Source organism: uncultured Bacteroides sp., assembly GCF_902491285.1.
Classification (GTDB): Bacteria; Bacteroidota; Bacteroidia; order Bacteroidales; family Bacteroidaceae; genus Bacteroides.
On the sequence record NZ_CABUHK010000120.1, the window covers coordinates 1 to 10,949 of the forward strand.

General features: G+C 39.2%; 10 protein-coding genes. 8 read left to right on the top strand and 2 right to left on the bottom strand.

Translation table 11 applies throughout. The features are described 5' to 3' along the window. Both RDN93_RS20385 and xerD read right to left on the bottom strand, forming a co-directional pair. Positions 1-1,402, bottom strand: a 1,402-nt coding sequence (locus RDN93_RS20385; protein WP_308747192.1) for a tetratricopeptide repeat protein, incomplete at its 3' end; no start/stop codon positions are given. Between the two features lie 136 nt (positions 1,403-1,538). Beyond that, entirely contained in the window at positions 1,539-2,498 is a 960-nt protein-coding gene (gene xerD, locus RDN93_RS20390) for a site-specific tyrosine recombinase XerD (protein ID WP_308747193.1), read from the bottom strand. Between the two features lie 72 nt (positions 2,499-2,570). On the opposite strand from xerD, the gene aroQ reads away from it, so the two are divergent. The 8 genes from aroQ to RDN93_RS20430 form a co-directional block, all read left to right on the top strand. Beyond that, the gene (aroQ, locus tag RDN93_RS20395; protein WP_308747194.1) at positions 2,571-2,993 is read left to right on the top strand and encodes a type II 3-dehydroquinate dehydratase; all 423 of its coding nucleotides are present in this window, start codon (positions 2,571-2,573) and stop codon (positions 2,991-2,993) included. Between the two features lie 31 nt (positions 2,994-3,024). Then, entirely contained in the window at positions 3,025-4,482 is a 1,458-nt protein-coding gene (gene pyk / locus RDN93_RS20400) for a pyruvate kinase (protein ID WP_308747195.1), read from the top strand. Positions 4,483-4,494: 12 nt separating this feature from the next. After that, the gene (locus RDN93_RS20405) at positions 4,495-5,133 is read left to right on the top strand and encodes a class I SAM-dependent methyltransferase (protein WP_308747196.1); all 639 of its coding nucleotides are present in this window, start codon (positions 4,495-4,497) and stop codon (positions 5,131-5,133) included. A gap of 12 nt (positions 5,134-5,145) precedes the next feature. Further along, complete coding sequence (rbfA, locus tag RDN93_RS20410; protein WP_308747197.1) at positions 5,146-5,478, top strand: 30S ribosome-binding factor RbfA; 333 nt, start codon at positions 5,146-5,148, stop codon at positions 5,476-5,478. Positions 5,479-5,495: 17 nt separating this feature from the next. Continuing rightward, positions 5,496-6,722 (top strand): FtsX-like permease family protein, encoded by a 1,227-nt coding sequence (locus RDN93_RS20415; RefSeq protein ID WP_308747198.1) that lies wholly within the window; start codon positions 5,496-5,498, stop codon positions 6,720-6,722. 137 nt (positions 6,723-6,859) lie between these two features. Then, complete coding sequence (locus RDN93_RS20420; RefSeq protein WP_308747199.1) at positions 6,860-7,411, top strand: RNA polymerase sigma-70 factor; 552 nt, start codon at positions 6,860-6,862, stop codon at positions 7,409-7,411. 160 nt (positions 7,412-7,571) lie between these two features. Beyond that, positions 7,572-8,687, top strand: coding sequence for a FecR domain-containing protein (locus RDN93_RS20425; RefSeq protein WP_308747200.1), 1,116 nt, complete (start codon positions 7,572-7,574; stop codon positions 8,685-8,687). A gap of 157 nt (positions 8,688-8,844) precedes the next feature. Continuing rightward, positions 8,845-10,949 (top strand): SusC/RagA family TonB-linked outer membrane protein (locus RDN93_RS20430; protein ID WP_308747201.1); only part of this gene is annotated, 2,105 nt, incomplete at its 3' end.

Sequence of the window (10,949 nt, forward strand, 5' to 3'; positions counted from 1 at the left end):
CATATTGACCTTGAGCGATGTACAGGTTACCCATAGATTCGCCAAGTTCTTTAGTTCCGGCAGCTTTACCGAATGATGCTTCTGCAGCAGCTTTGTCACCCTTCATCAAAGCGATCAAACCTAAGTTCATGTTAACCTCAGGAGTAGCGTTTACGCTGGCAGCTTTCTTGAAGTAAGATTCTGCTTTGTCATAGTTACCAGCCTGATAAGCCAATTTACCCAAGTTGTTGTAAGCACGGTAATCGTTCGGGAACTGTTTTGTAGCCTGAGCATAGATAGCTTCCTGTTTTGCAGGATCGTTAGTCAATGTAGCAGCATACAGCAACTCTTCGATGTTCAGTTCTGAAGGATTAGAAGAAGCCAGTTTAGAGATTTCTTCATCAGACTTACCGATGATTTCGTAGTTCAAAGTCAAACGAGAACGACGCAACTGAGGAAGAATTTCGTCAGCCAAAGTCTTGTAAACAGAAGAAATGTTTTTGATTTCCTGTTCTCTCTGTGCAGGATCCTGGTACATTGACAATACGCGGAGAATCAGCTCTTTGTCTTGGATGTTTGATTTAGAAACCAGTTCTTGGAAACCTTCCCAGTCCTGTGCAGTGTATTTAGCGTCGATCGGAGCTTCGATTTTTGCTTTCTTCAGGTCTTTGCTCAACATCTTGGTTGTGTTGCCTTCACGGTTTTCAGCAAGAGTTGTATTCAAGCTTACACCACCGTCAGGAGAAGCGTATGCAGATACTTCGATGTTGCTGATTTTCTTGTTGGCAGCTTCGTTTACGTTAGCAACTTCTTTGTTGAATTCTTTAGCAGTCTTTAATTCGCTTGAACGGATGTTAGCCTGTTGGATCAAGAACATGATGTTAGCATCGTGCTTTTCTTTGATGATACGTTGGAAAGCGTCTTCGCCCAATGCAGGGTTAGCGTTGCCTAATGTATTGTTCACCAATTCAGAAGTAGAGATTACACCATCAGCTACTTTCACAGCAGGGATAGTAACCACTTTCTTGCCGATAGTAGCTTTGAATTCGAGGTACAATTCAGACTTTGCCATTTCCGGAACATAGTCGAAAGACGTTTTCATAGTGTAGCTGCCACCCATTTTGTAAGAGATAGACTGGTCGTTACCTTCTACTTTTTCACCTTGGAAAGTAGCTGGCTGACCTTTAGCTTCGCCGCCGTTCCATCTCAAAACCGGAGTAACTTCTACAACAGCTTTCTTGTTGAAATACTTTTCAGGGAATTTACCATTGATGGTAGCAGGAACTTTACCACCTACTGCTTCCAGCACTTGTGGAGTAACAGTGAAGTAATCAGCTGACAGTGGACCCATTTTTTTGCTGCAAGAAGAGAATAATGCAACAATCATTGCCATGAGTAAAGGCAAGTACAACTTCTTAGTCATTTTAGGTATAAATTAAATGTTTGTAATTGAAATTTCGCCTATTCGCTAACCTCTTTCTGTTCAGCACGGAAAAAGTAACGCAAAGATATTAATTCTTAATATAAATATATAGATAGGGGGGCGATTTTATCATAATTTAATGAAATAACGACTCTTTTTCTTTCCGATACTTGATATTTCGGGGATGATGCTCGATAATCTCGCTGCGAAGCATATTACGGTCGATGTGCGTATATATTTCGGTCGTTGCAATGGACTCATGCCCAAGCATGCATTGGATGGCGCGTAAATTGGCACCACCTTCCAGTAAATGAGTGGCAAAGGAGTGGCGGAAAGTGTGCGGACTGATGTTTTTGGTAATACCTGCCTTTTGTGCTAATTCTTTTATCATGTGGAAAATCATGATTCGTGAAAGTCCCTTGCCTCTTCGCTGACTGACGAAAACAAAATCTTCGTGTCCTTTTTTGACTTCTATCTGGTTACGGTCTGTAATGTAAAGTTTTATTTCATTGATGGCTCGTGGAGAGATGGGGACAAGACGTTGTTTGCTCCCCTTTCCTTCTACTTTAATGAAGCCTTCGTCGAAGTAAAGGTCGGATAATTTGAGGTTGACAAGTTCCGAAACGCGGAGTCCGCAACTGTATAGTGTTTCCAGAATAGCTCTGTTTCGTTGTCCTTCGGCCTTGCTACGGTCAACGGCGGAGATGATCCGGTCGATTTCTTCTACTGTCAGTACTTCAGGGAGTTTAAATCCTAACTTGGGACCTTCCAATAACTCGCTGGGATCTGCTTCCAGATACTCTGCCATGATGAGGAAGCGGAAGAATGATTTGATCCCTGATAAGATGCGGGCTTGTGAACGCGGATGTATACCGATGTCATGCAATCCGGCAGCAAAACGCTGGAGGTCAGCGAGGCATACTTCTAGAATGTCTATCTCTTCCAGTGTGAGAAAACTCAGCAGTTTGTCCAGATCCGTGAGATAGGCATCCAGTGTGTTGGGGGATAAGGACTTTTCCAGTTTGAGATACTGCTGGTACTTTCTGATTATCACGTCCCGTTGTTCCTTCTTCTTCTTTTTTTCGTTGATTTCCATTTCTTTTTTCTACCTTTGCACCTTGAAATAATGTTCTTTGGATACAAAGGTATAAAAAAACAGGATTGCGCGATGAAGATACAAATTATTAATGGCCCGAATATTAATCTGTTGGGTAAGCGTGAACCTTCCATTTACGGAAGCGTTACATTTGAAGATTATCTGGCTGAACTTCGCAAAAGATACGCTGACGTGGAGATCGACTATTTTCAATCGAACATTGAGGGTGAAATGATAGACTGTATTCAGCAGACAGGATTTGATGTGGATGGCATTATCCTGAATGCGGGTGCGTATACACATACTTCTATTGCTTTGCAGGATGCTATTCGCTCGGTGAAAGCTCCGGTGATTGAGGTGCATATTTCTAATGTGCATAGCCGGGAGGCTTTCCGACATGTGTCTATGATTGCTTGTGCTTGCAAGGGAGTGATTTGTGGCTTCGGGCTGAACTCGTATCGTTTAGCTCTGGAAGCGTTGCTGGAGAATAAATAAGGTATAATATATATAAATAGGTAGAAAGACTATGTTATTGAAACAGACTAAAATTGTGGCTTCCATCTCGGATAGACGTTGCGATGTGGATTTTATAAAACAGTTGTTTGAAGCTGGAATGAATGTGGTGCGCATGAATACTGCACATGCGAGCCGTGAGGGTTTTGAGGCTTTGATTGCAAATGTGCGGACTGTATCCAATCGTATTGCGATTCTGATGGATACAAAAGGTCCGGAGGTTCGTACGACAGCTAATGCTGAGCCGATTCCATATAAAATAGGTGAGAAGGTGAAGGTTGTTGGCAATCCCGAGCTTGAAACCACTCGTGAGTGTATTGCCGTTTCATATCCTAATTTTGTGCATGACTTGAATATTGGTGGTACAATTTTGATTGATGACGGTGATTTGGAACTGGAAGTTATTGATAAGACGGCTGATTATCTGCTTTGTGAAGTGAAGAATGAAGCTACTTTGGGAAGCCGCAAGAGCGTGAATGTGCCGGGTGTCCGTATCAATCTTCCTTCTTTGACTGAGAAGGACCGTAACAATATTCTTTATGCCATTGAGAAGGATATCGATTTTATCGCTCACTCGTTTGTGCGTAATCGTCAGGATGTACTTGATATTCGTGAGATTTTGGATGCTCATGGCAGTGATATCAGGATTATCGCTAAGATTGAAAATCAGGAAGGGGTAGACAACATTGATGAAATTCTTGAAGTGGCTGACGGCGTTATGGTTGCCCGTGGTGACTTGGGTATCGAAGTGCCGCAGGAACGTATTCCGGGGATTCAGCGTATATTAATCCGCAAGTGTATTCTGGCAAAAAAACCGGTGATTGTTGCTACTCAGATGCTTCATACGATGATAAACAATCCTCGTCCGACTCGTGCGGAGGTTACTGATATTGCTAATGCCATTTATTATCGTACGGATGCTTTGATGTTGAGTGGTGAGACTGCTTACGGTAAGTATCCGGTAGATGCCGTGAAAACGATGACGAAAATCGCAGCCCAGGCTGAGAAGGATAAACTGGAAGAAAACGATATACGTATTCCACTGGATGAGAATAGCAATGATGTAACTGCGTTTCTTGCTAAGCAGGCTGTGAAAGCTACGTCTAAGTTGAAGATACGTGCTATCATTACCGACAGTTATAGTGGGCGTACTGCCCGTAACCTGGCCGCTTTCCGTGGAAAGTATCCGGTGTTGGCTATCTGCTATAAGGAAAAAACAATGCGTCATCTTGCTCTTTCTTACGGAGTGGAAGCTATCTATATGCCGGAATTGTCAAACGGACAGGAATATTACTTTGCGGCATTGCGCCGTTTGTTGAAAGAAGGCCGTTTGCAACCAACTGATATGGTAGGATATTTGAGTAGTGGCAAAGCGGGTACGAAAACATCGTTCCTCGAAATCAATGTAGTAGAGGATGCATTGAAACATGCGGAAGAAACCGTATTGCCTAATAATAACCGTTATTTGTAAAAGCCAAGCTTCATGCAAGAGACTGAATCTATTGATGAATATATTTTGCAACATATTGATCCCGAAAGTGACTATTTGAAGTCACTTTATCGGGATACGCATGTAAAGTTGCTCCGTCCCCGTATGGCTTCCGGGCATTTGCAGGGCCGGATGTTAAAAATGTTTGTGGAGATGATTCGGCCTCGTCAGGTGTTGGAAATCGGAACGTACAGCGGATATTCCGCTCTTTGTCTGGCAGAAGGGTTGTCGGAAGACGGTATGTTGCATACGTTCGAGATAAATGATGAGCAAGAGGACTTTACCCGTCCATGGCTGGAGAAATCACCGTATGCTGATAGGATTAAATTTTATATTGGCGATGCTCTGGAACTTGTTCCGAATTTAGGTGTAACCTTTGATATGGCTTTTATTGACGGTGATAAACGTAAATATATTGAATATTACGAAATGACGCTGGCGTATCTTTCTGAGGGTGGATATATCATTGCTGATAATACACTGTGGGATGGTCATGTGTTGGAGCAGCCTCGTAGTACCGATGCCCAGACAATAGGAATAAAGGCTTTCAATGATCTTGTTGCGGAAGATAAACGAGTAGAGAAAGTGATATTGCCCTTGCGTGATGGGTTAACAATTATAAGAAAAAAATAAAGGAGTAGATTTATGGAAACAACAAGACAGAATAAGATCTCTCGCCTGTTGCAAAAAGAACTAAGTGAGATATTCCTGCTTCAGACAAAAGCAATGCCGGGCATGTTGGTGTCTGTCAGTACAGTTCGTATCAGTCCTGATATGAGTATTGCCCGTGTTTATCTCAGCGTTTTTCCGTCTGAGAAAGCAGAAGAAATGGTGAAGAATATCAATGGTAACATGAAGTCCATTCGCTATGAACTAGGCACTCGGGTACGTCATCAATTGCGTATAATTCCCGAACTGAAGTTCTTTGTGGATGACTCTTTGGATTATATCGAGAAGATTGATTCATTGCTGAAGTGAAATAACTCATAGTAGAGGTGAATTTTCCCTTCTATATAGCCCGGCGTTATCTTTTTTCAAAAAAGAAGCATAATGCTATTAATATCATATCCGGCATCTCTGTGTGCGGAGTGGCTCTTGCTACGCTTGCGCTGGTTTGCACTCTTTCCGTATTTAATGGTTTTCAGGATATGGTGGCTAGTTTCTTTACTGCATTCGATCCGCAACTGAAAATCACTGTCCGTGAAGGGAAAGTCTTTGATGGGCAGGACGGGCGGATTCGTGAAGTCTGTGCGCTTCCTGAAATTGATGTCTTTACGGAAACACTTGAAGAGAATGCGATGGTGCAGTATAAAGACCGTCAGGCTATGGTTGTATTGAAGGGGGTAGAGGATAACTTTGAAGAACTGACTGCCATTGATAGTATTCTTTATGGTGCCGGCGAATTTCTGCTTCATGATTCGATTGTAAATTATGGAGTGATGGGAGTGGAATTAGTATCGACTTTAGGTACAGGTTTACAATTTGTCGATCCTCTCCAGGTTTATCTTCCCAAACGGAATGCTAAAGTAAACATGGCAAACCCCGGTGCTTCTTTTAATCGTGATTATCTTTATTCTCCCGGTGTCGTATTTGTAGTAAACCAGCAGGAGTATGATGGGAAGTATATTCTGACCTCTCTTGCTTTCCTTCGTCAATTGCTGGACTATACAACGGAAGTATCTGCTATAGAACTGAAACTAAAGCCTGATACGAATGTTTCATCCGTACAATCTAAAATAGAAAAAATGCTCGGTAGTGATTTTGTAGTTCAGAACCGCTATCAGCAACAAGCTGATGTTTTCCGTATTATGGAGATAGAGAAACTTATTTCCTATTTATTTCTGACCTTTATCTTAATGATTGCCTGTTTCAATGTAATCGGTTCTCTTTCCATGTTGATTTTGGATAAGAAAGATGATGTTGTGACTTTACGTAGTCTTGGAGCTGACGACAAACTTATTTCCCGTATCTTTCTATTTGAAGGTCGGCTGATTTCTCTTTTTGGTGCTGTCGCCGGCATTGTTTTAGGACTGATCCTTTGTTTTATCCAGCAGAAGTTTGGGATAATTTCGCTTGGTGGAGGTGGTGGGACTTTTGTAGTGGACGCCTATCCAGTTAGTGTTCATGCTTGGGATGTAGTGCTTGTCTTTGTAACAGTTTTAGCTGTAGGCTTCCTTTCCGTATGGTATCCGGTACGCTATTTAAGTAAGCGACTCTTGTAATCGAGTATTGTAGTATTTATTGTAGAAACTTTTCTATAATTGATATTTTTTTATTCGGTGTTTATTTTTATATTTCCTAATATACTACTATATTTGACCCAATTTTGTTAATTAGAAATAATCTGTAAAACACTTCCGTGAAATCTGAAAGTAATGACATAGACAGAATTATAAATGGTGATGAGGCGGCTTTTTGCCGTTTTATGGAACGTTATTCTTCACGTTTATATCATTATGTTTTTGCATTAATCGGTCAAAAGGAACCGGCTGAAGAGGTTGTTAGTGATGTTTTCTATGAAGTTTGGAAAAATAGAAGTGGTTTGGCTGAAATAGAAAATATGAATGCCTGGATACAAACAATAACTTATCGGAAGGCTATTTCTTATTTGAGGAAAGAAACAGGAAAAACTGAATTATCGCTTGATGGTATGGGAGATTTTATATTTGCTCCAATCCAATCACCGGATGAGGAAATGATTAGTAAAGAGGAAATGGAGAAGATAAATAATGCTATCCAACAATTACCGCCTAAATGTAAACATGTCTTTTTTCTAGCAAAGATTGAGGGATTGCCTTATAAGGAAATTGCTAATTTATTGGATATATCTGTGAAGACTATCAATAATCATATAGCTTTTGCTCTAGAAAAAATTGCCGAGAATCTCAATATTCGTTCTCGAAAATTATAATTTTATTTTTTGTGTTATATTTTTGATTATCAGATGTCTGATGGGGGAATTATTCTGCTTCTTGTATTTCTTTTGATGAATTTGAAAAAAAGTTTGTTTTAGGCTAGGAGATTTTTTTTGAGGTTGCGTCTTTAATAATAGAACAACATTAAAAAAGATTATGAACTTGAAAGAATGCTTTCGCCTTGCTGGATTATTTGGTAAACTGAATTCTCAAGAAAAACTTGAGGATGATTTTACTACTATTCCTGAGGGTGAGAAACTAAGATTCTTTTGGGAAAGCTGCAAACAAGAAAAAATAGATGCTTCTTCCATTATAGAGAAAACACGCTTGAAGATACGAAAAGATGCAATGAGACGTAGAAGAAACTATTTCCTGATTACTTCTGCTTCTATTGCCGCTTCTATTCTAATTTGTATTTCGACCATTTATTTTTTGAATCAAACTACGAATGATGATATTGATCTGCAAGCCATTGCAGAAGGAATGGACAGTCAAACTGTTGATGAAGTGACTCTCATAACTGCTAAAAAGCAATTGAACTTGGATGAAGATGCTTTTGTCAAATATTCAAAAGAAGGGAAAGTTGCAGTGAATTCTCAGGTTATTAAAGAAGATGAGGAAAAAGTTAAGGATGAACAGGAATATAATCAGTTACTTGTTCCGCCCGGTAAGAGAGCACGGATAGAATTGTCAGATGGAACTCGTTTAATTGTAAACTCTCAATCTAAGGTCGTTTATCCTCGTTGTTTTAAGGGTGATATTCGTAAAATATACGCTCAAGGGGAGGTCTTTTTAGAGGTTGCTCATGATAAGAAACATCCTTTTATTGTTGAGTCCGAAGATTTTAACTTACGGGTACTAGGTACGAAGTTTAATATTTCCAATTATAAGGGGAACGCAACTAATATTGTATTGGTAGAAGGCTCGGTGGAAGTTACAGATAAAAATGAGAAGAAAGCACAATTAGCTCCATGTGATTTGTTGAATATAGCTGGTGGGGCGATTGCTTATCAGAAAAAAGTAGATGTGGCTGAGTATATTAGTTGGGTAGATGGAATTATGCTATTGAATGGTAATGATTTGTCACAAATTATCCAGAAACTAAGTATCTATTATGGTATATCCATACAATGTGCCCCAGTTGTGGGTAGTGAAAAGGTGTATGGAAAACTCGATTTGAAAGATGATATAGATGAGGTGATTGAATGTATTCAGCAGACACTGCCATTTACGATAGAAAAAAGTGATACTAGTATATACTTGAATAAATAAAAACTTTTTAATTAATCTTTTAAATATGCTTGCCTATGAAGAACAGACAACCGTTATGACACACAAAAAAATCGGATAAATATTGCCGTATTTACCCGATATTAATTCCTTAGTTAAATCAATAAATCCAAAATTGTTAACCTAAAAAGAAATTTTTATGGTAAAGAAAAGTATTTTTTTACACTTAAAGAAAAGACTTAAGCTTTTTTGCATTATAAACGTCTTTTTTATGATTCCATTTTCTTCATTCGGTACTAATTCCATTCGTTGGAATTCCGAAGAAGATCTATTCTCGGTACAATATGAGAATGCTACAGTTAAAGATATTTTAGATTATATCGAAAAGCATAGTAAGTATATTTTTATTTACTCTGCAAATGTTCAAAGAAATCTGAATAATAAAGTCTCCATTTCAGTTTCCAATAAGAAAATAGATGCTGTATTGAAAGAATTATTCTCTGAAACAGGGCTGAATTATAAAATGTCGGGAAGACAAATTACAATTTCAGTACCGGAAGCTCCTAAAGTACAGCAATCTACACAACAAAAAGGTATAAAGGTAACAGGTAACGTTTCAGATGAAAAAGGCGAACCGTTAATTGGTGTAACAATCATTTTGAAGAATGATTCTACGGTACATGCATTAACTGATATGAATGGTAACTACCACCTTATTGTTCCTGAAAGAAAGTCTGTACTGTCTTTCCGTTATATTGGTTTTGTGCCTAAAGAAGAGGTCGTTAATAACCGAAAGGTTGTTAATGTACAAATGGTAGAAGATGTTGGTCAATTAGATGAGGTTGTAGTGGTTGCCTATGGCGCACAAAAGAAAGAATCTGTTGTTGGTTCTATCACAACGATTGAACCTGCTAAGTTAAAGGTTTCTACTACTCGTTCAATAAGTAATAATCTGGCAGGTACAGTTGCCGGTGTATTAGCTGTGCAACGTTCTGGCGAACCAGGATATGATAATTCCTCTTTCTGGATTCGTGGTATTAGTACATTCCAAGATGCTGGTCAAAACCCATTGGTTTTGATTGATGGTATAGAACGCGATTTGAACAATATTGATCCAGAAGAGATAGAATCTTTTTCTGTGTTGAAAGATGCTGCTGCAAGTGCTGTTTATGGAGTACGGGGAGCTAATGGTGTTATCTTGATTAATACCAAACGCGGACAAGTTGGTAAACCTCGTGTGACTGTAAAGGCTGAATTTGCAGCTACACAGCCAGTCAAGCTTCCCGAGTATTTGGGGGCAGCGGATTATATGCAGGTATTGGATGATATCTTGATTGATACAGGACAACAACCTAAATATACAGATCGTATTGCAAAAACTCGTGCAGGTTATGATCCAGATTTATATCCAGATGTAAATTGGATGGATGCGATTGCAAATGATTATGCTTCAAATCAGCGTGTAACAGTCGATATTTCTGGTGGTACGGAGACATTACGTTATTCTTTTGTTGCTGCTGCATATAATGAACGTGGTATTTTGAAACGTGATAAAAGCTATGATTGGGATCCTACTATTAAATTGCAACGTTATAACGTGCGTTCTAATGTGGATTTAAAATTAAGTCCTACTACGCAATTGCGTTTTAATATTGGTGGGTATTTGCAAGATAGAAATTCTACAACGAAAGATATATCTCAAATTTTCCAGAAAGCGTTCGTTGCTGTTCCTCATGCTTTCCCTGCACAGTATTCAAGTGGGCAGATACCGACAACAGAGGAACCAAACGTTTGGGCATGGGCTACTCAAAGTGGATATAAAAGAAAAAGTGACAGTAAGATTGAAACACTGTTTTCGGTAGAACAAGATTTGAAATTCTTGCTTCCTGGATTGAAAGTAAAAGGAACATTCTCGTTTGATAGGTTTTCTTCTGGTACTGTCTCTCGTGGAAAGACCCCCGATTACTATGTGCCTGCTACAGGACGCGATGATGAAGGTAATTTGATTATAGCATCAAAATCCAATGGTACTAATTTCTTGGATTATTCAAAAAGTGGTGACTATGGAAATAAGAGTGTGTATATGGAGGCTACCTTGTCTTATGACCACACATTCGCTGATAAGCATTCTGTTGCTGCAATGCTATTGTTTAATCGTCGTAATTATGATGATGGAAGTAAATTGCCATACCGTAATCAAGGGTTGGCAGGACGTGCATCTTATACCTATGCAGGTAAATATGTAGGTGAATTTAATTTTGGCTATAATGGTTCTGAAAATTTTGCCAAAGGTAAACGTTATGG

Excerpts from the sequence above, each read along its gene's own strand:
- xerD (WP_308747193.1), bottom strand. The coding sequence starts at position 2,498 with ATGGAAATCAACGAAAAAAAGAAGAAGAAGGAACAACGGGACGTGATA.
- aroQ (WP_308747194.1), top strand. The coding sequence starts at position 2,571 with ATGAAGATACAAATTATTAATGGCCCGAATATTAATCTGTTGGGTAAG.
- pyk (WP_308747195.1), top strand. The coding sequence starts at position 3,025 with ATGTTATTGAAACAGACTAAAATTGTGGCTTCCATCTCGGATAGACGT.
- RDN93_RS20405 (WP_308747196.1), top strand. The coding sequence starts at position 4,495 with ATGCAAGAGACTGAATCTATTGATGAATATATTTTGCAACATATTGAT.
- rbfA (WP_308747197.1), top strand. The coding sequence starts at position 5,146 with ATGGAAACAACAAGACAGAATAAGATCTCTCGCCTGTTGCAAAAAGAA.
- RDN93_RS20425 (WP_308747200.1), top strand. The coding sequence starts at position 7,572 with ATGAACTTGAAAGAATGCTTTCGCCTTGCTGGATTATTTGGTAAACTG.